This window comes from Myceligenerans pegani (assembly GCF_014892515.1).
Taxonomy (GTDB): Bacteria; Actinomycetota; Actinomycetes; order Actinomycetales; family Cellulomonadaceae; genus Myceligenerans; species Myceligenerans pegani.
The window spans coordinates 40,834-67,266 of record NZ_JADBGR010000093.1; the positions used below are offsets into that span (position 1 = coordinate 40,834).

Annotated in this window: 19 protein-coding genes and 1 riboswitch; of the genes, 12 read left to right on the forward strand and 7 right to left on the reverse strand. The window is 73.6% G+C overall.

The genetic code is table 11. From position 1 onward, the window contains the following. Positions 1 to 94: 94 nt before the first annotated feature. Positions 95 to 1,075 (forward strand): DUF2797 domain-containing protein, encoded by a 981-nt coding sequence (locus IIE03_RS14745; protein WP_192863507.1) that lies wholly within the window; start codon positions 95 to 97, stop codon positions 1,073 to 1,075. 152 nt (positions 1,076 to 1,227) lie between these two features. On the opposite strand, the gene IIE03_RS14750 is transcribed toward IIE03_RS14745, so the two are convergent. Then, a complete protein-coding gene (locus IIE03_RS14750; RefSeq protein ID WP_192863508.1) occupies positions 1,228 to 1,440 on the reverse strand; it encodes a hypothetical protein in 213 nt (70 codons plus the stop codon). Between the two features lie 110 nt (positions 1,441 to 1,550). Next, positions 1,551 to 1,655, forward strand: a riboswitch (TPP riboswitch). Here IIE03_RS14750 and thiC point away from each other — a divergent pair. Continuing rightward, on the forward strand, positions 1,650 to 3,473 hold the full coding sequence (gene thiC, locus IIE03_RS14755; protein ID WP_192863509.1) for a phosphomethylpyrimidine synthase ThiC: 1,824 nt from the start codon (positions 1,650 to 1,652) through the stop codon (positions 3,471 to 3,473). (Overlaps the previous riboswitch by 6 nt.) 85 nt (positions 3,474 to 3,558) lie before the next feature. Here thiC and IIE03_RS14760 read toward each other — a convergent pair whose 3' ends face one another. Then, positions 3,559 to 4,941: a hypothetical protein gene (locus IIE03_RS14760; protein WP_192863510.1), complete on the reverse strand. Its 1,383-nt coding sequence runs from the start codon at positions 4,939 to 4,941 to the stop codon at positions 3,559 to 3,561. A 369-nt stretch (positions 4,942 to 5,310) separates the two neighbouring features. On the opposite strand from IIE03_RS14760, the gene IIE03_RS14765 reads away from it, so the two are divergent. Then, a complete protein-coding gene (locus tag IIE03_RS14765) occupies positions 5,311 to 6,216 on the forward strand; it encodes a helix-turn-helix transcriptional regulator (RefSeq protein ID WP_192863511.1) in 906 nt (301 codons plus the stop codon). 29 nt (positions 6,217 to 6,245) lie between these two features. On the opposite strand, the gene IIE03_RS14770 is transcribed toward IIE03_RS14765, so the two are convergent. From IIE03_RS14770 to IIE03_RS14790, 5 genes are all read right to left on the reverse strand, one after another. Further along, on the reverse strand, positions 6,246 to 9,167 hold the full coding sequence (locus IIE03_RS14770; RefSeq protein WP_318842996.1) for a DEAD/DEAH box helicase: 2,922 nt from the start codon (positions 9,165 to 9,167) through the stop codon (positions 6,246 to 6,248). Positions 9,168 to 9,403: 236 nt separating this feature from the next. Beyond that, on the reverse strand, positions 9,404 to 10,507 hold the full coding sequence (locus IIE03_RS14775) for a glycerophosphodiester phosphodiesterase family protein (RefSeq protein ID WP_192863512.1): 1,104 nt from the start codon (positions 10,505 to 10,507) through the stop codon (positions 9,404 to 9,406). A 129-nt stretch (positions 10,508 to 10,636) separates the two neighbouring features. Then, entirely contained in the window at positions 10,637 to 10,882 is a 246-nt protein-coding gene (locus IIE03_RS14780; RefSeq protein WP_192863513.1) for a DUF6457 domain-containing protein, read from the reverse strand. Continuing rightward, entirely contained in the window at positions 10,879 to 11,796 is a 918-nt protein-coding gene (gene mobA, locus IIE03_RS14785) for a molybdenum cofactor guanylyltransferase (protein WP_192863514.1), read from the reverse strand. The genes IIE03_RS14780 and mobA overlap by 4 nt, the downstream gene beginning before the upstream one ends. After that, the gene (locus IIE03_RS14790) at positions 11,793 to 13,319 is read right to left on the reverse strand and encodes a molybdopterin molybdotransferase MoeA (RefSeq protein ID WP_192863515.1); all 1,527 of its coding nucleotides are present in this window, start codon (positions 13,317 to 13,319) and stop codon (positions 11,793 to 11,795) included. The genes mobA and IIE03_RS14790 overlap by 4 nt, the downstream gene beginning before the upstream one ends. 361 nt (positions 13,320 to 13,680) lie before the next feature. On the opposite strand from IIE03_RS14790, the gene IIE03_RS14795 reads away from it, so the two are divergent. From IIE03_RS14795 to IIE03_RS14835, 9 genes are all read left to right on the forward strand, one after another. Further along, positions 13,681 to 15,072, forward strand: a complete 1,392-nt coding sequence (locus tag IIE03_RS14795) for an MFS transporter (RefSeq protein WP_408632849.1) — start codon at positions 13,681 to 13,683, stop codon at positions 15,070 to 15,072. A gap of 3 nt (positions 15,073 to 15,075) precedes the next feature. After that, the gene (locus tag IIE03_RS14800; RefSeq protein ID WP_192863516.1) at positions 15,076 to 17,709 is read left to right on the forward strand and encodes a molybdopterin oxidoreductase family protein; all 2,634 of its coding nucleotides are present in this window, start codon (positions 15,076 to 15,078) and stop codon (positions 17,707 to 17,709) included. Continuing rightward, positions 17,706 to 19,394, forward strand: coding sequence for an FAD-dependent oxidoreductase (locus IIE03_RS14805; protein ID WP_192863517.1), 1,689 nt, complete (start codon positions 17,706 to 17,708; stop codon positions 19,392 to 19,394). The genes IIE03_RS14800 and IIE03_RS14805 overlap by 4 nt, the downstream gene beginning before the upstream one ends. A gap of 101 nt (positions 19,395 to 19,495) precedes the next feature. Continuing rightward, complete coding sequence (gene nirB, locus IIE03_RS14810) at positions 19,496 to 22,183, forward strand: nitrite reductase large subunit NirB (protein ID WP_192863518.1); 2,688 nt, start codon at positions 19,496 to 19,498, stop codon at positions 22,181 to 22,183. After that, on the forward strand, positions 22,180 to 22,662 hold the full coding sequence (gene nirD / locus IIE03_RS14815; RefSeq protein WP_192863519.1) for a nitrite reductase small subunit NirD: 483 nt from the start codon (positions 22,180 to 22,182) through the stop codon (positions 22,660 to 22,662). The genes nirB and nirD overlap by 4 nt, the downstream gene beginning before the upstream one ends. Next, the gene (gene cobA / locus IIE03_RS14820; protein ID WP_318842997.1) at positions 22,659 to 23,477 is read left to right on the forward strand and encodes a uroporphyrinogen-III C-methyltransferase; all 819 of its coding nucleotides are present in this window, start codon (positions 22,659 to 22,661) and stop codon (positions 23,475 to 23,477) included. Before nirD ends, cobA begins: the two co-directional genes overlap by 4 nt. 46 nt (positions 23,478 to 23,523) lie before the next feature. Then, complete coding sequence (locus tag IIE03_RS14825; protein WP_192863542.1) at positions 23,524 to 24,612, forward strand: uroporphyrinogen-III synthase; 1,089 nt, start codon at positions 23,524 to 23,526, stop codon at positions 24,610 to 24,612. A gap of 249 nt (positions 24,613 to 24,861) precedes the next feature. Beyond that, on the forward strand, positions 24,862 to 25,431 hold the full coding sequence (locus IIE03_RS14830; RefSeq protein WP_192863521.1) for a sigma-70 family RNA polymerase sigma factor: 570 nt from the start codon (positions 24,862 to 24,864) through the stop codon (positions 25,429 to 25,431). Beyond that, positions 25,428 to 26,378, forward strand: a complete 951-nt coding sequence (locus tag IIE03_RS14835; protein WP_192863522.1) for a hypothetical protein — start codon at positions 25,428 to 25,430, stop codon at positions 26,376 to 26,378. Before IIE03_RS14830 ends, IIE03_RS14835 begins: the two co-directional genes overlap by 4 nt. Positions 26,379 to 26,433 lie beyond the last annotated feature (55 nt).

Here is a 26,433-nt window from a genome sequence, read left to right on the forward strand (position 1 = left end):
GACCTCGCACGAACTGCCCCCGCGCACGCGGGGGCAGTTCGTCATGCGGGTCCGGCACGCGCTGCACGCATGGGTGGTGACACGGCTACTGTCTATGACCTGGCGTCGGCCCGCGGACGGGCCGCCCCGTCGGTTCCATCCCTGGTGGGAGGTACTCACGAACTTCTCGAACGCAACCTGGCGCCTGACCGGGCTCGTCTGGACCGATGACCTCGCCACCGGCGCCGACGCCGCCCTGGAGTGGAACGGCATCGACGGACGACGGCGTGCCGGCAGCGTCACCGTCGGCGCCGCCCTCGCGCTCGGTGCGGGCCCCGAACGATCCTGCGTGGGCGTGTGGCGGGCGGGCCGCCGCATCGCCTGCCCGGCCTCGACGTCCATCGACCCGGCCGCCACGTCCGGACAGTGCCGTGACTGCGCGGCCATGGCCCGCTCCCGCTCGATTGCGACCGACACCGCGCTGGACGACCCCCGCGACTTCACCGTCTACCTGGCCCACCACGGCGCCACGATCAAGGTTGGCATCACCGCCGCCGAACGCGGCCGGGCACGCCTGCTCGAACAAGGCGCCCTGAGCATGCTCACCCTGTCCACCGGGACACTGCTGCCCGCCCGCCGCTGCGAAGCACTCCTGACCACCGCCCTCGGACTGCCCCAACGAGTCACCACCAGCCGTAAGCGCCAGGCCCGCCACTTGCCGGACACGCCCGCGGCCCGATCCGAGGAACTTCGCGAACTCGCCTCTCGGGTCCGCGCACTCGACTGGCCTCCCGGACAACACTTCACCGACGAGGACCCGGCCGACCTCACGCCCTGCTACGGCCTGCCCGACGACGGCGTCCGGCCGAGCCACGCCCTCACCCGCGTGTCACCGGGGACGATGGTCGCCGGCACGGTGCGATGCCGGATCGGCCGCGACCTGTACCTGACCGACGGCGACCGGCTGATCCTCGTCGACACCGGCCTGCTGCAGGGCTGGACCTTCACCCGCGCCCCCGAACCCTCCGCCACCACCGCCGACCTGGAACGCCTCGGAGCACCGCCACCGGAGAGCCACCAGGATGCACTTTTCTGATCCGCGGGCGGCCCGGCAACGCCACGTGCACGACATCGCCCGTCCGATCGACCGCGGCCAATGCAGCCCGAGGTTCCCCGCGTTCAACTCGATCTGCCCGGCCGCCGACATGGAAGCCGCTGAACCCGGTTGGAGCCGCAGGGCGGAACGTGTCAGCCCTCCTCCGGCTCCGCAGGACGGTTCAGGACGGCGACGGTGCCGTCGTCGTCGACCCGGAGACGACGGGGGTCGCCGTCGGCCAGATCGAGCGCGGCTTCGAGGAGAACGGGGTGGACGGAGTCCCACCCGGCCGGCAGCCAGTGGTAGATGCGCAAGGCGTCGAGAACCGGTCCTGGGGGTACGCGTTGCACTGTCATGTCGTCCACGGCGTCACATCATCCCAGGTCAGAGGCTATTTTGCGAACCAGGTGCCGTTCTCTGGTGGTATCCGACAACGCTGTTGACGCGCAGCCGTCGACGTGTTGTAACGTGACCCTCGATCCCACGGGTGCCCTCGCAAGGGCTGAGATCGGGCTGGTGCGGCCCGGACCGTCGAACCTGACCGGGTAATTCCGGCGTAGGAAGTTGGAGAGTGATGAACACCATCCCCTCGCGCACGCTCACGTACGACGTCGACCACGAGAGCGGCCTGCAGATTCCCGTCACCGAGATCACGCTCGCGCCGTCGCCCGACGGCACCGAGAACGCCCCCGTGCGCGTCTACCGGACCGACGGTCCCGCGTGCGACCCCAGCCACGGACTCCCGGCCGCCCGGGCCGACTGGATCGCGGGCCGCGGCGACACGGAGGAGTACGAGGGCCGCGCGGTGCAGCCGGCCGACGACGGCCGGGCCGCGGCTCGCCGCGCCGCGCGCTCCTCGGCCGCCGGGGACGCGGTGGACCACGACCGCCGTCGGGCGTCCGCCGACGAGTGGAAGGGCGCCGCGCGGGCGCCGCGCCGCGCCCTCCCCGGGCGCACCGTCACCCAGATGCACTACGCGCGCCGGGGAGAGATCACCCCGGAGATGCGGTTCGTGGCCCTGCGTGAGGGCTGTGACGTCGAACTGGTCCGTTCCGAGGTCGCCGCCGGGCGCGCCATCATCCCCAACAACGTCAACCACCCTGAGTCCGAGCCGATGATCATCGGCCGGGCCTTCACCGTGAAGGTGAACGCCAACATCGGGAACTCCGCCGTGCACAGCTCGGTCGCGGAGGAGGTCGAGAAGCTCCAGTGGGCGACCCGCTGGGGCGCCGACACCGTGATGGATCTGTCCACCGGCGACGCCATCCACACGACCCGCGAGTGGATCCTGCGCAACTCGCCCGTGCCGATCGGCACCGTCCCGATCTACCAGGCGCTGGAGAAGGTCAACGGCGACGCGAACGCGCTGACCTGGGAGATCTACCGCGACACGGTGATCGAGCAGTGCGAGCAGGGCGTGGACTACATGACCGTGCACGCCGGGGTCCTGCTGCGGTACGTGCCGCTCACGGCGGACCGCGTCACGGGCATCGTCTCGCGCGGCGGCTCGATCATGGCCGGGTGGTGCCTCGCGCACCATCAGGAGAACTTCCTCTACACGCACTTCGACGAGCTGTGCGAGATCTTCGCCGCCTACGACGTCGCGTTCTCCCTCGGCGACGGGCTGCGCCCCGGCTCCATCGCGGACGCGAACGACGCCGCCCAGTTCGCCGAGCTCGACACCCTCGCGGAGCTCACGAAGCGCGCCTGGCGGCACGACGTGCAGGTCATGGTCGAGGGCCCGGGCCACGTGCCGCTGCACCTCGTGCGGGAGAACGTGGAGCGGCAGCAGGAGCTGTGCGACGGCGCGCCGTTCTACACGCTGGGTCCGCTGGTCACCGACATCGCTCCCGGCTACGACCACATCACCTCCGCGATCGGCGCCACCGAGATCGCCCGGTACGGCACCGCGATGCTCTGCTACGTGACCCCCAAGGAACACCTCGGCCTGCCGAACAAGGACGACGTGCGCACCGGCGTCGTGACCTACAAGATCGCCGCACACGCCGCCGACATCGCCAAGGGACACCCGGGCGCCAGGGACCGTGACGACGCCCTGAGCAAGGCCCGGTTCGAGTTCCGTTGGCGCGACCAGTTCGCCCTCTCGCTCGACCCCGAGCTCGCGCAGGAGTACCACGACGAGACCCTTCCGGCCGAGGCCGCCAAGACCGCGCACTTCTGCTCGATGTGCGGGCCCAAGTTCTGCTCGATGAGGATCTCCCAGGACATCCGCGACGAGTTCGGCGGCGCGGCCGCACAGCAGGCGATCGTCGGATCGGCGCCGGGCGGACTCACGGTGGAGGAGGCCCGTGCGGGCATGGCGGCCAAGTCGGAGGAGTTCCTGGCGGCGGGCGGCACCGTCTACCTCCCGGACCCCCAGGTCGGCGCCCCGAGCTGACGTGGCGACGAGCGTCGGTGCGTTCGGCGGTCGTCGTGTGGCCGCTCGGGCCACCGGTCACGACGCTACCCACTCTCGCGACCTCTTATTCGCCGCCGTCCCCGTCTCCGCCGTCGCCGGAATCGGCGCTCAGGTCGGTCCAGCCGTCGTCGTCCCAGCCGTCGTCGCGGACGGGAACGTCGCCGGGTGCGGCGTCGCGCACCGCGAACGCCCACTCGGCGCGGCGGGCGTCCTGCACCCGGGCCGGGCCGCGCAGCGCGCCTTCCGCGAACAGCTGCACCCCGACCTCCCCGGACAGGCGCTCGCCCCGGCCCTCGGCGGTCACGAACAGCAGCTGGAGCTCGGTGTTGCCCGGTTCGTCCCGGCCGACCGGCCGGTCGAGCCGGACCGTGCGCATCCCGTGACGTCCCATGACCCGGGTGCCGTCGACCATGGCGCCGGTCAGCTCGAGCGTCGGCTGTCCTCGGGCGGCCCGTCGCCACGCCGGTCCGATCAGCCGACGACGGCGGATCCGCCCGCGGACACCCCACAGGACCAGCAGCGGCAGCAGGGCGATCATGACCAGCAGCGCGAGCTGCCACGGGTTCCGCGGGTCGAGCGCGCCCTCCGACTCCGCCCACGGCTCTCCTAGCGCCCCGCCGATGGTGAAGAGGAGGAACGTGCCGGTCATGACCACCGGGAGGATCGTGCTCAGCCCCAACCGCCACAGTGACGTTCCCCGGGTGCCCGCCCTGCGGGCGCTGGCGAACCCGTCCCCGACAGGAGACAGCGGCACGCCGTGCACGCCGTCGTCGCGGCCGAGCCGAACCGACCAGCTCGTCACCGACGGCTCCGACGGCGGCCCGCCGAGCTCCACCTCCGCCTCGACCTCCGGTGGCCGGCCCGTCGGACCGGTCGTCACGTCGAACGCCCACGCGGCACCCTCGCCGGCGCGGAGGCGCACCGGGCCGCCCACGTCGTCGCCCGCGAACAACTCCAGGACCGCCGGTCCCCGCAGTTCCTCGCCCGCACCCCGCACGAACGCCAGGTGCAACCACGGCAGGACGTCGGCGTCATGCACGCGCACGACACGCACGACGTGCTTGCCCTCCTGGCGAGCGCCCGGCAGGACCTCGCCGTGCAGCACGCGGGTCGGCCTCCCGGCGGCCGCCCGTCGCCACGTCGGCGCGATGCGCGTCCAGCGCAGGATCAGCCGGCCGCACAACGCGACCACCACCGGCAGCAGGAGGAGGGCCGCCACCAGGCCGAACAGGGCCGAGACGACGATCAACCCGGCGAGACCCGCGGCACCGTCCCACTGCGCGTTCGCGTTCGCCATGCTCGCCGGCACCGCCACCGCGATGCCGGCCTCCGCGAGCAGCACGATCGAGATCCAGGCCCGCGGCGCGGCAAGCCCCATTCCCGCCCGGCGCGCCGCACGGAACCCGTCGTCGATCTGCTCACGGCCATGAACCCGCTGGTCAGCCACCATGCCACGCTACCTTCGCCGTCGGAGTCCGCACGTCCGCGACGATCAGGAGCATGATCCCGACGACGCCGATGAATTCCGGCAGAGCCTGGCCGCGCTCGTCGGAGAGGCGGCGGGGATGCGGGGATGCGGATCTGACTGGAGCGCGGCGCGGCTGATGCTGAACACGGACTCAAGGCTGAACTGTGCCATCGTGTGCAAACAGGGAGAGCGCGTCCCAGGGACGATCCGTACCACCCCGGGAGGCGCCTGATCCGGCGGTACTGGGCCCGTGGGCCCGTTCCAAGAAGGGGCTGCAGGCCCCGTGCCCGGGCCCACCCGTGCCGACGTAGCTGGACAACAGCCTTTGACCGGCCAAAGATCTCGCGTGTGACCGATCGGAACGCGCTCGCCAGCTTCGTCCGCCGTCGCCGCGAACGCCTGCGCCCGGCCGACGTCGGACTCCCCGCCGGAGCCGACCGCCGGACGCCCGGGCTTCGCCGGGACGAACTCGCGGCACTCGCCGGGGTCTCGGCGGACTATGTCACCCGGATCGAGCAGGCGCGCGGATCGGGACCGTCGGCCCAGGTCGTCGCGGCCCTGGCGCAGGCCCTGCGGCTCACGGACGACGAGCGCGACCACCTGTACCGCCTGGCGTCGCTGCTGCCGCCCACGGATCGCGAGGTGGACGACGACCTCCCGCCGGGACTCCGCCGCGTCCTGGACAGCCTGAGCGACCTCACCCCCGCCGCCGTCTTCGCCGCCGACTGGCAACTGATCTGGTGGAACCACACGTGGGCCGGCCTCATCGGCGACCCGGCCGGAGCGCCGGCCGCATTGCGCAACTTCGCCCGCGTCACCTTCCCTCCCGATGGCGGCGGACCGCTGGGGCCGCGCTGGACGGCGACGTCCGCCGACCGCGATGCGCTCGAGGCCGCGATGGTGTCCGACCTACGGCGCGCCTCGGGCCGTTACCCCGAGAGCGAGCGGCTGCACGACCTCATCCGCGAGCTGACCGAGACCAATGAGCGGTTCGCTGAGCTCTGGGCGTCCGGATCCGTCGGCGTGCACCGGGCGGATCGCAAGACCATCCATCACAGGACGGCCGGCCCCATCGCCGTCGACTGCGACGTGATCACCGACGGCGACGGTGATCGCAAGCTCGTCGTCATGTCGGCCCAGCCGGGGAGCGAGGACGAGGCCAAGCTGCGGCTGGCCGTCGCGCACAGCGCCGCGCCCTCTCGGCCGTCCCTCGAGCCGGCGCGCAGCACCGCCGCCCCGACCGCCTCGGACTGAACCGCCGGCGACGCCCGCCGGCGCCACCGTCACGGCGCGTGCGACAGCACCGCGTCCAGCAGCCGTACGGCCGCCGCCTTCTCCAGCGGAGAGTTGTACGAGCCGCACTTCGGGGACTGCACGCACGCGGGGCAGCCGTCCGAGCAGGGGCAACCGGCGATCGCGTCGCGGGTGGCGCGCAGCCACGTCACGCCGAGTTCGTAGCCGCGCTCGGCGAAGCCGGCCCCGCCGGGGAACGCGTCGTAGACGAAGACGGTGGCCTCGCCGGTGTCGGCGTGCAGTTCCGTGGAGACCCCGCCGAGGTCCCAGCGGTCGCACGTGGCCAGCAGCGGCAGCATTCCGATCGACGCGTGCTCGGCCGCGTGCAGGGCGCCGGGAGTCTCCTCGGGGGTCACGCCGGCCGCCCGCAGCACGAACTCCGGGACGGACCACCAGACCGCCGTCGTGCCGAGGGTCCGCTCGGGCAGGTCGAGGGACTCCGTGCCGAGGGCCTGCAGGTCCGGGAGCCGACGTCGTTGAAAGCTCACCACCTGGCTCGTCACCTCCACGGGCCCGAGGCTCCAGGTGATCGGCCCCCATTCCCGGGTCGTGACGGGCCGGTCCTCGCCGGCTTCCGCCCCGCCTGCGCTGTGACGGGGCTCGCCGCCCACGTCCGCGCCGGGGTCCTGATCGGTCCGCGCCTGCTCGCCGCCGCTGACGCCGGCAGCGGCTCCGCCCGAACCAGGACCCGCGCCCACACCGCCGTCGTCGGCCCCGACGATCGCCACCTCCATCACCTCACGCGACCACGTCCCGTAGTCGACGTCGCGCCGCACGACGAGGGCGGTGTGGTCCGCGAGGTCGAACCGGTCCACCACGTAGGTGACGCCCTGGTGGACGTAGACGGCGCCGTCGTGCACCTGCCCGTCCGCCGACGGTGCGTCCACGGTGCCGAGCAGCCGCCCCGACCCCGCCTCGACGACCCGCACCGGCGCGCCGCCCGACCCTCGCAGGTCCGTCAGGCCCGCTGCCGACTGTGCATGCGTCCAGTACCAGCCCGACGGCCGGCGTCGCAGCGCACCCCGTGCGACCAGCACCTCCAGGACGTGGCGCACGTGGGCCGGGTCGCCGAACCGCGCGAGGTCGGCGGACCGCAGCGGCGCCTCCTGCGCGGCGACACACAGGTGCGGGGCCAGGACGTGCGGGTTCTCGGGGTCGAAGACCGTGGCCTCGAGGGGCGCGTCGAAGACCGCCTCGGGGTGGTGCACCAGGTAGGTGTCGAGCGGGTCCTCGCGGGCCACGAAGGCGACGAGCCCGTCGGCGCCCGCGCGCCCGGCCCGCCCCGCCTGCTGCCAGAGCGACGTGCGCGTACCGGGCCAGCCCGCGACGAGCACCGCGTCGAGGCCGGAGATGTCCACCCCCAGCTCGAGCGCGTTGGTCGTGGCGAGCCCCAGGATCTCCCCGGTTCGTACGGCGCGCTCCAGTTCGCGACGCTCCTCGGGCAGGTACCCGCCGCGATACGCGGCGATCCGCTCGGAGGGATGGACGACGACGGTCGCGGCGGAGCCTTCCGGTCCGCGGTCGGCCGCGTCGCGGCGGCGCGGGCCGTCCGAGCCGTGGCCTTCCGGCGAGCCGTTGACGCCATCGGCGTCCGCGGACGTGCCGACTGCGCCGGCGGGCACGATCGCGTGCCTCAGGTGGTCACGAGCACGCTGCGCGACGGACTCCGCCCCCCGGCGGCTGCGCGTGAACGCGAGCGTGCGGGCGCCTGCGGCGGCGAGGTCGGCGAGCAGGTCGGCGGCCTCGGCCGTGGCGGAACGCCGAGGATTCTTCCGCGCCTCCTCGGCCGGCGGAGGTGACTCGTGATCGGGATCGGCGTCGAGCGCCCAGGGGTCGTCGTCGCCGACGGCGCGCGTATCGCCGCGGCCCGGCGCGTCTCCTCCGGCCGACTCGTCGGAGCCGCCGGTCGTGCCGGGTGCGGCGGCGTCGTCCTCGGAACCACCGCCGGATCGCGTGAAGCCGTACCCCGCGATCTCGGGCGGCTGCCACAGCGCGAACGTGCGCCGCCCGGCGGGCGACGCGTCCCGGTCGACGACGGCGACCGCCTCGGCGGGCACCCCGATCAGTCGCCCCGCGCTGACGCCGGGCTCGGCGCTGGTCGCGGACGCCACGACGAACGTGACCCGGCGCGTCGCGTCCCCGGTCAGGGAGGACGGAAACGAGGGAACCGCCGCGTAGTGCTCCGCGAGCCGGGTCAACCGGCGCAGTACGTGCGACACGTGCGCCCCGAACACGCCCCGATAGGCGTGCCCTTCGTCCACGATCACGTACCGCAGCCCGCGCAGCAGCCGCGACCAGCGACGATGCCCGGGCAGCAGCGCGAAGTGCAGGAAGTCCGGGTTGGTCAGCACGACGTCCGCGTGGTTCTGGGCCCACACCCGTTCCTCGCGCGGGGTGTCGCCGTCGCAGGTGGTGACGCGCACGTCGCCCACCCCGGCTGCGTCGAGCACGCGCCGCAGCGCCTGGAGCTGGTCGGCGGCAAGGGCCTTGGTGGGGCTGAGGTAGATCGCGGTCGGTCGTCGGATGTTCGCCGACGACGTCGGCGGGGCGCCACCGTTCCTTGCCGTCGACGACGGCGGGTCGCCACTCGGCGTCGGGCCCCGATCGCCACCGGCGGACCGGACGTCCGACAGCACCGGCAGCCAGAAGGCCAGCGACTTCCCCGAACCCGTCGACGTGGCGAGCGCGACGTGCCGGCCGCGCCACGCGGCGTCGGCGGCCTCGACCTGATGGACCCACGGCCGGTCGGCGCCCAGCGCCCGGTATCCCCCGACGACCTGGGGATCGGCCCACTCCGGCCAGTCGGCCTGCTCGCCGCTACGCCCGGGAAGGGTCCGCACGTGCAGAAGGCGCTCGGCCCGCGCCCCGCGCGCGGTGAGCACGTCGAGCAACGGATGTTCGGCGGACGACACGGCCCAAGTCTGACAAACGATTCGCAGTCCGGAGCCGGGCGGGTACCGGCACGACGAGTCTGCTCACCTACCAGTCCGACGTGTCGAGCTGCTGAAGGTGAGCGCGCACACCGGAGTCCGGGTCGAGGGCGCTCGCAGGGCCCCGGTGCCGGGCGCCGGGTGTGTGAGGGCGTCAAGACCTCGCCCGTCCGCTCCCCGGCGTGGTCGGGTTCGTCGAGGAGCCCAGGACGTCAGGGTCAGTACCGCTTGGGCAGCTTGAGGCGTCGCTCGGCCATGATCGTGCGCAGCAGATCGGGCCGGTCCGTGATGATGCCGTCCACGCCGATGTCCATCAGGTACTCCATGGTGGCGCGGTCGTTGATCGTCCACGGGATCACGCGGAGGCCGGCTTCGTGCGCGGCGCCGACGAGTTCCGGCGTGGTGAAGGGGACGTAGCCGGGGTCGGTCACCGAGCCGCCCTGCGGGTCGCCGTGCACGGGCGAGACCGCGTCGGCCCCGAACGAGGCGGAAGCAGCGACGAACTTCTCCTGGATCGAACCAGGGAAGTCGTCGATGTCCAGGCCGCCGAGCCACGGGGACCTGCCCGGCTCCCCGACCTGCAGGAACTGCTGGCCGTTCGTCAGCGCCACCAGCGGGAAGCGGGGTTCGACCTCGCTCATCCGCATCAGTGCGCCCCAGTCGAAGCTCTGGATCGTGACCTGGTCGACCAGGCGGGCCTTGCGGACCTCGCGGGCGACGATCCGCACGAACTGTTCCCGCGGTGCCGTCTGCTCCGGCGCCCCGGCCTCGACCTTGGTCTCGATGTTGAGCGTGACCCGGTGCGCGCGGTGGCGGTTCACGAGCTTCAGCACCTCGGACAGCAGCGGCATCCGCTCGCCGGGGTGCAGCTCCTGTCCCGGGAACTGCGGCTGGCGCAGCGACCCGCAGTCGATGGTCCGGACCTGTGCGAGGGTGAGGTCCTTGATGTAGGTGGTGCCGGGAACGTACGGGAACTGAGGGTCGCCCGGGAACGCGGGTTCGGTGTCGACGCACTTGGCGGGGTTGGGGTCGCGATCGTGGGTCACCACGGCGTACCCGTCACGGGTGATCTGCACATCGAGCTCGAGAGTGCTGACCCCGAGTGCCAGGGCGTTGTCGAACGCGGGCAGCGTGTTCTCGACCGTGAGTGCCACGCCGCCGCGGTGCGCCTGGAGATCGAAGGCGCGGTGGTGACGGGCGGCGTCCTGCGCGCCCGCCGTGCTCCGGGCGGACAGCGCCGATGCCGGGGCGGCGCTCAGGGCCAGCGTGCCCGCGAGGGTCACGGCAAGGGCTTGTGCGAAGCGGGTTCGGATGGTTCCCATGCGTCCGAGCCTGGTGACGGCCGGTGACCGTGGCACGACTCGCCGTCGTCGCCCGGATGGCCCGCATGTGAACGTGCGACGACGTCGATCTCGCCGCCGTCCTCGCTCACGTGCCGAGGTTCATCCGTCTCATCCGTCGTCAGGCCAGCGGTTCGCCAGGGCCAGCGCCTTGCGGGCCGCGTCCGTCGTGTCGCCGGTGGCCGCGGCCAGGCCCGTCGCGTAGCCGACCGCATAGGCGGTGAGGGGCGCGGCCGGTCGCGCGACGGCGTGTGCCGCGTCGCGGGCCAGGTCGAGGACCGTGTTCATGTCGATCGTGCCGGGCTCGAGCCCGAGCTCGGTCTCCAGGGCGGAGATCCAGGTCTGCAGGTCGGTCAAGGTCGCTCCTTCGGTGGGGGACCGGGGCGGACGCCGAGGTGCTCGGCATCGTCCCACGTGTCGACGTCTGCGGACAGATTGCCAGGGTCGGGGACTTCGAGCAGGCGGAGCCCGTTCAGGAGGCGCCGCACGGAGGCGCCGCGCCCCGACGGCGTGTCGTGTCCGACGGCGGTCAGGCGCTCCGCGAGCGCGTCGGTGCGATAGAGCCCCACGAGCCACTGCGCCCGCCCGCCGGCGACCAGGTGCGCCCCGTCCAGTCCGCTGTCACTCCGAACGGCGCGCCGCAGCTTCGGCACCGCCGCGCCAACCCGCGGCACATCGACGGCGAGCACCAGCACCCACGGCGATCCCGGCGCGGCGCGATCGCCGGCGGGAAGGGGCAGCGGGCGGTCCGGCTCCGTGTGGTCGGGGGGTTTCCGCGTGGTCCGGCGATCACTTGACCGACCCCGCGGAAAGCCCCCGACCACACGAGGGGCACTGGTCGGGGGCACCTCGGCCGCCGCCGGAGGCATCAGGGCTGCCAGGCCTGCGGCAATGCCGGCCACCGGGCCGCCGTACGGCGGATCTTCCCTGGTCAGCATGGTCCTGGGCGCGGCGGGATGGGCAGCGACGGCGTCCGCCAGGTCGTCAGGGCCGACGACGGCGATCCGGCGCGCATCCCCGGCCGCGTCGAGTGCGAGGTGGAGGAGCGGCACGCCGTCGTCGGACAGCAATCCCGGCTTGGCGACACCGCCCAGGCGGGACGCGCGGCCGCCGGCGAGGACGATCGCGTCGTACGGGCCGAGGGCGCTGCCCGACCCCGGGGCGGGACGGTCGGCCAGGGCGTCGGACTCGGCAATAGCCGCTGAGGTGGCGCCGTCCTTCGTGGCGGGCCGCTCAGCCGAGGCGTCGCGCGGGTCCTTGGTGTCGTTCACAGCGGGATCACCGGCACCAGATCACCCGGTTCGACCTTCTCGACGTCGGCGGGAACCACGGCCAGCGCATCGGCCGCCGTCAGCGCCGACAGGTGATGCCCGTCGCCGGTGGGCTCGACCCCGTCGGCCAGTATCCGTACCGGCACGACCTGCTCCCGGCCGCGCGGGCTGGTCCACCCGGCGGCGGCCGGCCGGGACTCCGGCGCGCGGCCGGGGCCCGAGAGGCCGCGCAGCCGCTCGATCGCCGGCCGCACGAACATGACGAACGAGACGTAGGCGGCCACCGGCGTGCCCGGCACGGCGATCCACGGGACGCCCCGCCAGCGCGCGAGCGCCTGCGGGCGCCCGGGCTTCATCCCCACGGCGGCGACGTCGACGCCGGACACGGCGCCGGGCCCACCACCGGGCATCCGGTCACCCCCGGCCGAGAGGACGGCGCGCACGACGTCGGCCGCGCCCGCCGACACGCCCCCGGCGGTCACGATCAGGTCGACGCGCGGGTCCGCCTCCGCGGCGGGCCGTCCCGGTCCTGCGACAGCCCCGCCCGGTCCCCCGACGACCTCGCCCGGTCGCGCGGCCACCTCCTCCCGTCGCCCGGCCACGTCCCCCGGTTCCCCGGCCACCCCACCCGCTCCCGCGTGCGCCTCACCCGGGCCGAACGTCGCGTCGTCCAGGGCCGCACGGAGCGCGTCCGGTTCGTCGGGGACCGGGCCCAGGCGAACGACGTCCGCCCCCGCTGCTCGCGCCGCCGCCGCGAGCATGAGCGAGTTCGAGTCGGTGATCTGCCCCGGCCGGACCGGCGATCCCGACGGCACCAGCTCCGAGCCGGTCGCGATGATCGCCACCCGGGGCCGCCGTCGGACACGAACCCGCGAGACGCCGGTGGCGGCGAGCGCCGCCACCAGCGGCGCCGTCAACTCCTGACCGGCGCGCGCGAGCACGGCGCCCGCCGCGGTGTCGGTGCCCTGCCGGCGGATGTGGTCGCGGGGCTGGCGCCCCAGCGTCACGCTGCCGGCCGCCCCGACGCCGGATTCCGAGGCCGGGTCGAATCGGCCTGTGGACGTCCGCTCCACGGGGACGACGGCGTCCGCGCCGGGCGGTAGCGGCGCACCGGTCATGATCCGGGCCGCGGTGCCCGGCGCCAGCTCGCGGGGCTCGTTCGGCGCGGCCGGGATGTCGGCCACGACCCGGAGCACCACCGGTTCGGAGCCGGCGGGCAGATCACCGCTGCGCACGGCGTACCCGTCCATGGCGGAGTGATCGAAGGCCGGTACGGCATGCGCGGCGCTCACATCCTCGGCCAGCACTGCCGGGTCGGTCCCCTGCGGGGCGGTCGGCCCGATGTCGAGAAGTCGGTCCCCCGAGGGACCCACCACACGGACATCGGGCCGACCACTCGACGACGGACCGACCGCACCGCCGTCGACGATCTCCGCCGGCGTCGTCTCGCGCGGGGGCAGCGGCGAGACCATCGCGAGCACACGCTCGAGGTGCTCGGCAACGGTACGGCTCGTCGGTTCCACGACGTCCACGCTAGTCGTCCGCTGTTCGCGACGGGTTGCACCCGCCTCACCGCCGGCGGGCGCGACCTGTGAGCCGGGCGGGTGCCGGCTCACGTGGTCTCACATCGCCCCCTAGACGCCTGTGCGTTCTTTCTTACGGTTGCTTCACCGCCTCATGACCGGCATGGAAACACCACCTTCTTACGGTCGTCGCATCCGGTCCGACGTCGGGCCGGTGCCGGGACATCGTTCCGGATGCCCGACGTCGTCGGGCACCCAGCCATCAGGGAGGCACCACGTGTCCGCACCGACCGCCCGAGAAGACAACCCCACTACCGCCGTCGCACAGGCGGCGACCGCGACCGATGTGGCGCGGGACGGCGTGACGACGACCCTCGACGCCGCCACCGCCGTCGAGGCCGACGACGCGGCGACGGCCCCCGCGCACGCCCTGGAAGCAGCCAAGGCCGCGACCATCAGCGCGGCCGCCGAGCGCCGGCACCACCGCACCGGCCGCTGGATCCAGCACTGGGACCCCGAGGACCCCACCTTTTGGAACGACGGCGGCCGCCGCATCGCCCGCCGCAACCTCCTCATCTCGATCTTTGCCGAGTTCCTCGGCTTCTGCGTCTGGGCGGTCTGGTCCATCGTCGTGCCGCAGCTCCCCGCGGCGGGCTTCGCCCTGACCACCGACCAGATGTTCTGGCTCATCGGCCTCCCCGCCCTGATCGGCGCGACCCTGCGCATCCCGTACACGCTCGCGGTCCCCGTGTTCGGCGGGCGCAACTGGACGATCGTCTCCGCGGCCCTCCTGCTCATCCCCTGCACGGGGCTCGCCATCGTCGTGCAGAACCCCGACATCTCCTTCGGCGTGCTCCTCGCCGTCGCGGCGCTCGCGGGCTTCGGCGGCGGCAACTTCGCCTCGTCGATGGCGAACATCTCGTTCTTCTACCCCGAGAAGGAGAAGGGCGCGGCGCTCGGCTGGAACGCCGCGGGCGGCAACATCGGCACGGCGGCCGTGCAGTTCGTCGTGCCGCTGGTGATCGTGACGAGCGCCGGCGTCGCGCTGCAGAACGCGGCCTATGTGTTCATCCCGTTCGTCTTGCTGGCCGTGTTCCTGGCCTGGCGGTACATGGACAACCTCGGCACGGCGAAGGCCGACCCGCGCCAGTTCGCCATCGCCACCCGCAGCAAGCACACGTGGCTGATCAGCTTCATCTACATCGGCACGTTCGGGTCGTTCATCGGGTTCGCGGGCGCGTTCCCGACGCTGATGAACAACCAGTTCCCGGAGGTCTCCCTGTCGCTGGCGTTCATGGGCGCCCTGGTCGGCTCCGTGGCCCGTCCGCTCGGCGGGATCCTCGCCGACCGGCTCGGCGGCGTGTCGATCACCCTTGTCTCCTTTGCCGCGATGGCGGCCGGGACCGTGGGCGCGATCTGGTCGCTCGGCACGCACAACTTCCCGGTGTTCTTCGGGTCCTTCATGTTCCTGTTCATCTTCACCGGCGTCGGCAACGGCTCGGTGTACCGGATGATCCCCGCGGTCTTCCGGGTCGCCGGCCTCACCCCGAAGATGGCGGCCGGCTGCATCGGCATCGCGGGCGCGGCGGGCGCGTTCGGCGGCTTCCTGATCCCCCGTGGGTTCGCGGTCTCCACCACCGTGACCGGATCGCTGGTCCCCGCGTTCTGGGTGTTCGTCGGCGCCTACGCCGTCATGGCCCTCGTCTGCTGGCTCGTCTACGGGCGCGGTGAGATGCGCGCCGCGAAGGTCTGACCCATGACCGACACCCACTGCCCCTACTGCGCGCTGCAGTGCGGCATGTCCCTGGCGCCGGGCACCGAGCCCGGCGCCGGGGGCGCGTCCGGAACGCCGTCGTCGGTGCCCGACGGCGGTCGGGGCGCGGCCGGTTCGGCGCCCGACGTCGGCCCTCGGCGCGCTCTGCCCCTCACGGTGACACCGCGCGAGTTCCCCACCAACCGGGGCGGCCTCTGCCAGAAGGGCTGGACCTCCTCGTCGGTGCTGACCGCGACCGACCGCATCACGACACCGCTCGTGCGGCACTCGCTGCTCACGTCCGCGGGCCAGGACGCGGGCGCGGCGGACCTGCGGGACGACCCCCTGGTCCCCGCGAGCTGGGACACCGTGCTCGACCTGGTGGCCGGCAAGCTCGCCGCGCTCCGCGCCGAGCACGGCCCCGAGTCGGTGGCCGTGTTCGGCGGCGGCGGGCTGACCAACGAGAAGGCGTACGCGCTCGGGAAGTTCGCGCGCACCGTCCTGCAGACCCCGAACATCGACTACAACGGCCGGTTCTGCATGTCGTCCGCGGCCGCCGCGACCAACCGCGCCCTCGGCGCCGACCGCGGCCTGCCGTTCCCGCTCGCGGACCTCGGCGGGGCCGACGTCGTGCTGCTGCTCGGCTCCAACCTCGCCGAGACGATGCCGCCCGCCGTGCAGCACCTCGCCGGCGCGCGCGAGGCGGGCCGGCGCGGCACGGGCGGCCTCGTGGTCGTCGACCCGCGCGTGTCCGCGACGGCCAAGCTGACCGACGACGGCGCCGGCGTCCACCTGCAGCCGGTTCCGGGCACCGACATGGTGGTGCTCCTCGGCCTGCTGCACGTGGTCCTCGCCGAGGGCCTCGCGGACCGGGAGTACCTCGCCGAGCGGGTGACCGGGTTCGAGGACGTCGCTCGCTCGGTCGCCGTCTGGTGGCCCGAGCGCGCCGAGACGGTGTGCGGCGTCCCGGCCGAGGAACTGCGCCGCGTGGCGCGGCTGCTCGCCGTGGCAGCGCCGGCACACGGCGGGCGTGGCGCCTACGTGCTGACGGGCCGGGGCGTGGAGCAGTCCGCGCAGGGCACCGCAACCGTGACCGCGGCGATCAACCTCGCGCTGACCCTGGGCCTCGTGGGCCGAGAGGGCTCCGGCTACGGTGCCGTCACCGGCCAGGGCAACGGGCAGGGCGGCCGCGAGCACGGCCAGAAGTCCGACCAGCTCCCCGGCTACCGCAAGATCGACGATCCCGTCGCGCGTGAGTACGTCGCGAACGTCTGGGGCGTCACCCCCGAGTCGCTGCCCGGCCCGGGCAAGCCGGCGGTGCAACTGCTCCAGTCGCTCGGGGCACGGCCGGCCGCCGCGCCGGGCGCCCCGGCGCGCGGCGGATCGCCGGCCGCGGCCGATGTGCCGTCCTCCGCAGCGGCGTCTTCGGCTGCGCCCTCTGCAGGTGTGTCTTCCTCCGCGGCGCCGGCCGTCGCGCCGCCGGGCGGCGCGGGCGCCCGCACCCGTCCCCGCGCGCTCCTGGTGCACGGCTCGAACCTGATCGTCAGCGCGCCGAACGCGGACTCGGTCACGGAGCGCCTGAAGTCGCTCGAGCTCCTCGTGGTCTCCGACTTCGTCCCGTCGGAGACCGCCCTGCTGGCCGACGTCGTCCTCCCCGTCACCCAGTGGGCCGAGGAGGAGGGCACCATGACCTCCCTGGAGGGCAGGGTGATCCGCCGCCGCCGCGCCGCGGGCCCGCCGGGCGAGGCCCGATCCGAGCTGTGGATCCTCGCCGAACTGGCGCGCCGCCTCGGCACGCCCGGCGAGACCGCGCCGGGCGCGGTGCGGTTCCCTACCGACCCCGCCGAGGTGTTCGACGAGCTCGCGCGCGCCTCGCGCGGCGGCGTCGCCGACTACTCGGGCCTGTCGCACGCCCGCCTCGACGCCGACGAGGCCGCCTCCGGACCGGGCTTCTTCTGGCCGGTCCCGGCCACGCCGACGTCCGCCGGACCGTCGGCATCCGCCGAGCCCGCGGACCGCGGCACGCCGGACACCGGCCCCGCCGCGGCCCCCGCGCCCGCCGACGCGCAGATCCATCCCGGCACGCCCCGGATGTTCCTCGACGGCTTCCCGACGCCGGACGGCCGCGCGCGCATGATCGCCGTCGACCACAACGGGCCCGCCGACGACGTGCGTCCCGGCGCGCCCCTCTACCTGGTCACGGGCCGCGTCCTGCAGCACTACCAGTCCGGCGCGCAGACCCATCGCGTCGCCGAGCTGGAGCGCCTCGTCCCGGAGCCGTACATCGAGATCCATCCGGTGCTCGGCTTCCGCATCGGCGTGCCCGACGGTGCCCGCGCCCGGCTCACCACCGACCGCGGCTTCGTCGAGGCGACCGCACGCTGGACCGACGCCGTGCGCCCCGACACGGTCTTCATGCCGTTCCACTGGTCCGGCGTGGGTTCCGTGAACCGCGTGACGACCGACGCCACCGACCCGATCTCCGGGATGCCGGAGTTCAAGGTGTGCGCGGTCGAGATCGCACCCGTGCCCGACGGTGTCCCGCCGGGCAGCGAGCCGGGCACCGTGCCCGGCGCCACCTCCCGGTTCCCCATCCGCCCCGAGTCCGCCCCCACACTCGAGGAGACCCCCGCATGAGTCTGCGAGTCCCGACGCGGATCGTCGTGATCGGCTTCGGCATGGTCGGCGGCAGGTTCGTCGACGAACTGCTGCGCCGCGACACCGACGACGCCTTCGACATCACCGTCCTCGGCGCCGAGCCCTACGAGCCCTACAACCGCGTGCTCCTGAGCGACGTCGTCGCCGGCCGCACCGACGTGGCGGCCATCAGCATGCCGATGCCGGATCTGGAGCGCGTCGACCTGCGGCGCGGCGTCAGCGCGGTCTCGATCGACCGCGAGGCGCGGGTGGTCGTGGCCGACGACGGATCTCGGCACCCGTACGACCAGCTGGTCCTGGCCACCGGGTCCGAGGCCCGCATCCCCCCGGTCCCGGGCCTCGGCACGGGCGGCGCCGCCGGGCTGCCGGCCGGCGTGCATGCGCTGCGCACGCTCGACGACGCCCGGGAGATCGTCGCCGCCACCGTGAACACCCCCCGCGCCGTCGTTGTGGGGGGCGGCGTCCTCGGCGTCGAGGCGGCGTACGGCCTCGCGGCGCGCGGCCTGGAGGTCACCATCGTCGACGGCGCGCCGTCGCTCATGGCCCGCCAGCTCGACGGGCCCGCGGGCGAGGTGCTCGCCGACGGGCTCGCCGCGCGCGGCGTGACCGTCCGCGCCGGCGTCCTGCCGAGCGAGGTGCTCGTCGCCGGCGGTCGCGTGGTCGGCGTCCGGCTCGGGAACGACGACGTCGTCGCCGCCGGCCTCGTCGTGATGTCCACCGGGACGGTGCCGATGTCCGGTATCGCGCAGGCCGCCGGACTGACGACGGACCGCGGCATCGTCGTCGGACACGACCTGACCAGCCCGGACGACGACGCGATCTGTGCCGTCGGGGACTGCGCCCAGCCGCCCGAGGGCTCCCGTGGCCTCGTCGCCGAGGGCTGGGACCAGGCGCGGCGCCTGGCCGAGCGGTTCGCCGACCAGGCCGCCGCGCGCGCGGCGGCGACCGCGCGGGAGGCCGCGGGACTCGGCCGCCCCGGAGGCGACGGTCCCGGCGCGGCCGAGGGTCCGCGAGCCCACCTCCGCTTCCCCGACCAGGGCGAGCGTCCGTCGATGGCCGTGCGTCTCGGGACACTGCTCGGTTCGCAGGCGGTGACGCGTACGCCGTCGGACGCCGGGATCGAGACGCGCGGCACCGACGTCGTCAAGGTCAAGGCGGGCGACCTGAGCGTCGTCAGCATGGGTGCGGCCGGCCTCGGCCGCGCGCCGCGGCCCGGTGAGCGCGCGGTGCGGCTCGCCGACCCCGCCGCCGGCCGGTTCGTCGAGGCCGTCGTGGCCGACGGCGTCCTCGTGGGGGCCACGTGCGTGGGCGACCCCCGCGTGGCGGCCGACCTCACCGCCGCCTACACGCGCCGCACCCCCGTGCCGACCGACCCGGCGTTCCTGCTGCTCACGCCCATCATGGCGACGGCCGCGCCGGTCGACTCGCCGGAGCACATGCCGGACGACGCCGTGGTGTGCCGGTGCAACGGCGTCACCAAGGGGGAGATCGCCGACTGCTGCGCCGACGGGAAGGACTCGCTGGAGGAGATCGCCGCGGCGACGCGGGCGACCACCGGCTGCGGTTCCTGCAAGGAGGCCGTCTGCGGGATCGCGGCCTGGGCGAGGTCGGCTCGGGGCGAGGCCGCGGACCACATGACGAGCGAAACGCAGGTGCCCGCATGACGAACGGCTCACACGCCGGCTCCGAGCCGCGTGAGGAAGATGTTCCCGTCGTGCAACCACTGTCGCACGGTGGCGAAAAGACCCCCGCCTACGGTCAAGACATGGTCAATTCATCCGTGCCCGAGCCCACGGGCGACACCCAGCGCGAAGCCGCCCGGAGCGACGACACGCGGCGCGTCGTCGTCGTGGGCGGTGGCATGGTCGCGCAGCGTTTCGTCGAGGCCCTGCGCTCCCGCGACACCGCCGGCCGCTACTCCGTGCAGCTCTTCGCCGAGGAGCCCCGGCCCCCGTACGACCGCGTCGGCCTGAGCCGCTGGTTCACCGAGGGGCCCGAGTCCCTCGCGCTCGGCGAGCCGGAGCTGTGGGACGACCCGCTCGTCACCCTGTACCGCGACCGCAAGATCACGGCGATCGACCGTGAGCGGAAGACCGTCACCGACCGCCTCGGCCGCGTGCACCCCTACGACCACCTCGTCCTGGCCACGGGCTCCTACCCGTTCGTGCCGCCGATCCCGGGCGCCGACCTCCCGGGCGTGTTCGTCTACCGCACCATCGACGACCTGGCCGCACTGCGCGGCTGGGTCGAGCAGAAGAGAGAGGCAAGCCCGAACAAACCCCTACGTGGTGCCGTCATCGGCGGCGGCCTCCTCGGCCTCGAGGCAGCCGGCGCGCTCAAGGCGCTCGACGCGCACGCGACCGTCATCGAGTTCGGCACGCATCTCATGGGCGTGCAGATCGACCTGGGCGGCGGCGAGGCCCTCAAGCGGCTCATCAACAACAAGGGCATCGCCGTCCGCACGGACACCGCCACCAAGGAGCTCAGGCCCCACAAGCGCACCGGCCACGTCGGGCGCATGGAGTTCGCCGACGGCGGGCGGTTGGACACCGACATCGTCGTCGTCGCCACGGGCGTCCGTCCCCGCGACGAACTGGCGCGGGAGGCCGGCCTGGAGCTGGGCGAGCGCGGCGGCGCCGTCGTCGACCTCGCTTGCACCACCAGCGATCCGGACGTGTCCGCGATCGGCGAGGTGGCCTGCATCGAGGGCCGCTGCATCGGCCTCGTCGCGCCCGGCTACACGATGGCGGAGATCGTCGTCGACCGCCTGCTGGGCGGCGACGCGACGTTCCCCGGCGCCGACACCGCGACCAAGCTCAAGCTGTCCGGCGTCGACGTCGCCTCCTTCGGCGACGCCCACGGCCGCACCGACGGCTGCGTCGAGGTCGTCTGGGCCGACCAGGTGGCCGGCATCTACAAGAAGCTCGTGCTGTCCGACGACGCCCGCACCCTCCTGGGTGGCGTGTTCGTCGGCGACGCCGCCCCCTACGCCATGCTGCGCCCGCTGCTCGGCGCCCAGCTCCCCGAGGGCGACCCGAGCGGCTTCATTCTCCCCGAGGGCGGTAACGGCGCCGCCCTCGGTGGGCTCGAGCTCCCGGACGACGCCGCCGTCTGCTCCTGCAACAACGTGTCGGCGGGAGAGATCCGCGCCGCCGTGACGGAGCACGGCTGCACCGACGTCCCCGGGGTCAAGTCCTGCACCAAGGCGGCCACCACCTGCGGGGCCTGCCTCCCGGTGGTCAAGAAGCTCACCAACACCGAGCTCGAGAAGGCCGGCATCGAGGTCAGCAACGCGCTGTGCGAGCACTTCGAGATGACCCGCGCCCAGCTGTTCGACGCCGTCCGTGTGGCCGACCTGCACACGTTCAGCGAGATCATCAGCCGGTTCGGGCGCGCCCCCGAGGGCGCCACGAGCCCCGGCCGCGGCTGCGACATCTGCAAGCCGGTCGTCGCCTCGATCCTCGCGAGCCAGGGCAACGGCCACATCCTCGCCGGCGAGCAGGCCGCGCTGCAGGACACCAACGACCACATGCTGGCCAACATGCAGAAGGACGGCACCTACTCGGTCGTCCCGCGCATGCCGGGCGGCGAGGTCACGCCCGAGGGACTGATCGCCGTCGGCGAGGTCGCGCGCGACTTCGGCCTGTACACCAAGATCACGGGCGGCCAGCGGGTCGACATGTTCGGCGCGCGCGTCGAACAGCTCCCCGAGATCTGGCGCCGCCTCGTGGCCGCCGGCTTCGAGTCCGGCCACGCCTACGGCAAGTCGCTGCGCACCGTGAAGTCCTGCGTGGGTTCCACCTGGTGCCGGTACGGCGTGCAGGACTCCGTCGGCATGGCGGTCGAGCTGGAGCTGCGCTACCGCGGCCTGCGCGCGCCGCACAAGCTCAAGATGGGGGTGTCCGGCTGCGCCCGCGAGTGCGCCGAGGCCCAGAGCAAGGACGTGGGCGTCATCGCCACCGACAAGGGCTGGAACCTCTACGTGGCCGGCAACGGCGGGCAGCGCCCCGCGCACGCCAGGCTCCTGGCGGAGGACCTCACCCGGGAGCAGCTGATCACCACCATCGACCGCTTCCTCATGTACTACATCCGCACGGGCGACCGCCTGCAGCGCACCGCCCCGTGGATGGACGAGGTCGAGGGCGGCCTGGAGGGCGTGCGCCAGGTCATCATGGAGGACTCCCTCGGCATCTGTGCCGACCTCGACGCCGCCATGGCCGACCACGTCGCCAACTACGAGGACGAGTGGAAGGCGGTGCTGGACGATCCCGAGAAGCTGCGGCGCTTCACGTCGTTCGTGAACGCGCCGGAGGAGGCGGATCCCAACCTCGCGTACGTCTCCCAGCGCGGGCAGCACCGCCCTGCCACCGACGAGGAACGCGCCGCGGCGGTCGCCGGCGCGCCCGACGCCCCCGTGCTGATCTCTGGCCCGAACCTGGAGGTGCGCTCATGACCGTGTCGCGACGTGAGACCGTGTCGGGACGTGACGAGTCGCCGGCGGCGCCGGCGCCCGGTGGAGCCGTGGCGCTCGCCGATCTCCCCGGAGGAGGCGAGGCCGTGTCCGGTGACGTCGTGTGGCACGCCGTGTGCCCGGTCGACGACCTGATGCCGGAACGCGGGGTCGCCGCGCTGCTCGACGGCGTCCAGGTCGCCGTCTTCCTCCTGGCCGAGCCGTACGACGGCGTGCGGGTACGCGCCGTGCAGAACCTCGACCCGTTCTCCGGGGCGTACGTCCTCTCCCGCGGGATCGTCGGCACCAGGGACGGCGTGCCGACCGTGGCGTCGCCGATCTACAAGCAGGTGTTCTCCCTCGTCACGGGCGAGTGTCTGGTCAAGGCCGACAAGGAACCGAAGGCAGGCCTCGCGGCCGACCTGACGGTCCTTCCGGCCCGGGTGCGCGACGGCGTCGTCGAGGTGGGGACGCCGGCGTGAGGGCCCGTACGACGTCGGAGCCGGGCGGTGCGGCAGGCCCGCCCGGCTCCGGCCACCCACCGCGCGGGCGGGTCACCCTCGTGGGCGGCGGGCCCGGTGCCGTCGATCTGCTCACGCTGCGGGCGTGGCGCGCCCTGCGGAGCGCCGACGTCGTCGTGGCCGACCGACTCGGTGCCGTGGGGGTGCTCGACGACCTGCCGGCCACGACGGACGTCGTCCACGTGGGCAAGACCTCCGGGCACCATCCCGTGCCGCAGGACGAGATCAACCGCATCATCGTCGCGCGCGCCCTGGCGGGGGCGCACGTCGTCCGCCTCAAGGGCGGCGACCCGTTCCTGTTCGGGCGGGGCGGGGAGGAGGTGCTGGCCTGCCGGGAGGCGGGGATCGAGGTCGACGTCGTGCCCGGGGTCACCTCGGCGGTGGGCGTTCCCGAGCTCGCGGGCATTCCCGTCACCCACCGCGGGACCGCCCGCGGGGTGCACATCACGTCCGGGCACGGTGGTCTCGATACGGCCGCGATCGCCACGGTGCGGGAGAACACGACTACGCTGGTGGTACTCATGGGGGTCTCGTCGCTGAGCACCATCGTTCAGCAGGCGCTGCGTGCCGGGACCGACCCGGCCACTCCCGTGGCGATCGTGGAGAACGGCTCCACACCCGCCCAGCGTGTCACGCGGACCCGCCTCGACGAGGCGGGCGACGTCGCCACGAGGGAGGGTGTGGCGGCCCCCGCCGTCATCGTCATCGGTGGCGTCGCGGCGGACGGACTGCTCGGGGGCGCGCGTGACGGGCGACTGGCAGGTGCCGGTGTCTGAGGCCGCGCAGGGCGTGGCCCTGCCCCGTCCTGCCCTGGGACAGGTGATGGCCGGCTGCACGGTGCTCGTGACGGCCGAGCGCCGGGCGGCCGAACTGGCGGCGGCACTGCAGCGCCGCGGCGCCGAGATCCGCCACGCGCCCGCGCTGAGCATGATCCCGCACGTCGACGACCAGACGTTGCTCGCGGCGACGCGCGCGATCCTCGCCCATCCGCCCGACGTCGTGGTGGTCACCACCGGGATCGGGTTCCGCGCCTGGTTCGAGGCGGCCGACGCGCACGGGCTCGCCGAACAGCTCACGGCGATGCTCCGGGGCGTACGGATCGTGGCGCGGGGACCGAAGGCGCGCGGCGCGATCCAGGCCGCCGGGCTGCAGGCGGACTGGGTCGCCGAGTCGGAGACCTCCGCCGAGGTGGCGGAGGTGCTGCTGAGCGAGGGCGTGTCCGGGTCGCGGATCGCGATCCAGCACCACGGCGCCGGCGCCGACGGGCTGGACGACGTGTTCGAGAAGGCCGGGGCGCAGGTCGCGAGCCTCGTCGTGTACCGGTGGGGCCCCGCGCCGGACCCCGGCGCGGTCGTCGCCTCGGCGGATGCCGCCGCCGTCGGGGAGATCGATGCTGTCGTCTTCACGTCCGCGCCCGGCTCGGAGGCGTGGATGCGGGCCGTCGAGGACGCGGGCGTGCTGTCCGCCGTGCGGGAACGGGTCGAGGCGGACCTGCTGGTCATGGCCGCCGTCGGGCCGATCACCGCGAAGCCGCTCGAGGACCGCGGCATCAAGACGTTGCAGCCCGAGCGAGGGCGCCTGGGCGCGCTGGTCCGGGCCCTGGTGGGGCACTACGAGCGGATCGAGTCCGTGGCGCTGGTGACCGTCGCGGGGCCGCTGCAGATCCGCGCGCGCGTGGCGGTGCTGAACGGACGTGTCCTGCCGCTGTCGCCGACCGGCGTCGAGGTGCTGCGGCTGCTCGCCGCCGCCGGGGGCGACGTCGTGTCCCGGGACCAGGTCCTGGCCGCGCTGCCGGGGGAGTCCACTGACCCGCACGCCGCCGAGGTGGCCATCGCCCGCCTGCGCGAGACGACGGGCAGGGACCTGATCCGCACCGTCGTGAAGCGCGGCTACCGCATCGAGCTGGCCTGACTTTCGACGGCCGGCCCGAAACGCCCGCCCGAACGCGGGAAGCCGTCCAGCCGAACCGTTGGGGCAACTCGACGGTCTTCACAACTTCTTCACTTTTGGTCTGTATCAGGACGCTGGGAGGTCCCTCTGAGTCAGGTGAGATTGGTTTCGCGGGCGGCGTGCGTGATGCGGAAGAATCTCTCGGTTGCCCCCAACCATCGGGGGCGCTCGTTCGTGACGACCTGACATGAGAACCCTCAGGAGGCCCCTGTGCCGCAGTGGGACAAGGAGCTGGCCGACCTCATGACGCATCGAGGGGCCGCCCTGAACGGCTATGCCTACCTGCTGTGCGGTGACCGGCACCAGGCCGAGGACCTGGTCCAGGAGGCGCTGGTGCGTACCTTCTCCCGGTTCCGTCGCCCGGCGGTCGCGCGCGTCGCCGACGCGGACGGTCAGCCGTTCGCCGACGACGCGCACGGGACCGGCCTCGATCCGGCGATGGGCATCGAGCGGTACGTGAAGCGCGCGATGACCAACATCTACGTCGACGGCTTCCGCCGCCGCTCCCGGTGGTTCGGCATCCAGCACCTCCTGGCCGACGACGGCCGCGCGCGCAGCCCGGAGCACGCCGCGGCCGCCAAGGCGGACATCGAGGCGGCACTGGGTCAGCTCTCCCCGCGGCAGCGCGCCGTCGTCGTGCTGCGCCACTTCGAGGACATGACGGTGCCACAGATCTCGGCCACTCTGGGCATCGCGCAAGGTACTGTGAAGCGGCACTTGTCGGACGCGATGTCAGCGCTTCAGGACGTCATGGACGTGCAGCCGGGAGGAAGCCTGTGAGATCCGCAGACCACCCGCCCGAAGGAGAACATCCGGGGGCGGGAGCCGGTCTTGCCGCCGCGCTCGAGGAGATGTCCCGGCGGGGTGCGGCGATGGCTCCGCCCCACGAGGACGCCTACGCGGCGGTGCGTGCCCGCGTCCGCAGCAGGAGGGCGGCCAAGGCCACCGGGGCGGGGATGATGTCCGTGGCCGCGGTGACGCTCGTCGCGGCCGGGGCGCTGTACGACAAGCCCCATGACATGGGCTACGTGCCGGGGGTCGTGGGATTCACGGCCGCACCCGACGTGCTCGGGCTCGGCGAGCACGGTGAGGCGCACCTGATACTCGGGTTCCAGCCGCCCGGCTGGGAGAACGGCGCGATCGCGTGCGGTGAACGGCTGCCCCCGGAGCTCCTCGCCGACGCCGCCGACGGCGAGGTGCCCTCCGGCGACGCCGTTCGCGCCGAGGACGGGGCTGACAGCGCGGGCACCGGTGGGTACGGGTTGCGGATCACCGATGTGCGACGGAACACGCTGGCGGTCAGCAGGGCCCCGAGATCGTTGCCGGACGACGTGCTCGCGGGCCCCCTGTCCTACGTGTGGACCCAGGACGACCGGGTCGTGTCGCTCCCGGTCGACGCCGTGCAGGACGCGACCGTGGGCGTGGAGGACTTCACGCACTACGACACGCCGTCGACCAGGTCCGCCTGCCTGGGCCACGACGGTTCGGACGGGAAGGTGAGCGGGCCCACGGCGGAGGCGCCCGAGCTCCCGGCCGGCACGTACCAGGTGCGCGCATACCAGTACCTCGTGCCGACCGGCGGTGATTTCCGTGCCGAGCCCGGCGACGGAGCGGGCGCCGAGCACGGCGGGGTCGCGGCGCGGCGCGCGATCGAGGACCCGGCCTCGTGGAGCGCTCCGGTCACGGTCACGCTCACCAAGGACGGAGTCCTCCTGCCGGCCGAGTGACGTCGCACCGGCACGGTCCGGCCCGCGGGCACCTCCCGGTCCGACCCGCGTGATC

Bases quoted from the DNA above. Each gene is read 5' to 3' on its own strand.
- IIE03_RS14745 (WP_192863507.1), top strand. From the start codon at position 95: ATGACCTGGCGTCGGCCCGCGGACGGGCCGCCCCGTCGGTTCCATCCC.
- thiC (WP_192863509.1), top strand. From the start codon at position 1,650: ATGAACACCATCCCCTCGCGCACGCTCACGTACGACGTCGACCACGAG.
- IIE03_RS14775 (WP_192863512.1), bottom strand. From the start codon at position 10,507: ATGGGAACCATCCGAACCCGCTTCGCACAAGCCCTTGCCGTGACCCTC.
- IIE03_RS14800 (WP_192863516.1), top strand. From the start codon at position 15,076: ATGACCGACACCCACTGCCCCTACTGCGCGCTGCAGTGCGGCATGTCC.
- IIE03_RS14805 (WP_192863517.1), top strand. From the start codon at position 17,706: ATGAGTCTGCGAGTCCCGACGCGGATCGTCGTGATCGGCTTCGGCATG.
- nirB (WP_192863518.1), top strand. From the start codon at position 19,496: ATGGTCAATTCATCCGTGCCCGAGCCCACGGGCGACACCCAGCGCGAA.
- nirD (WP_192863519.1), top strand. From the start codon at position 22,180: ATGACCGTGTCGCGACGTGAGACCGTGTCGGGACGTGACGAGTCGCCG.
- IIE03_RS14825 (WP_192863542.1), top strand. From the start codon at position 23,524: ATGGCCGGCTGCACGGTGCTCGTGACGGCCGAGCGCCGGGCGGCCGAA.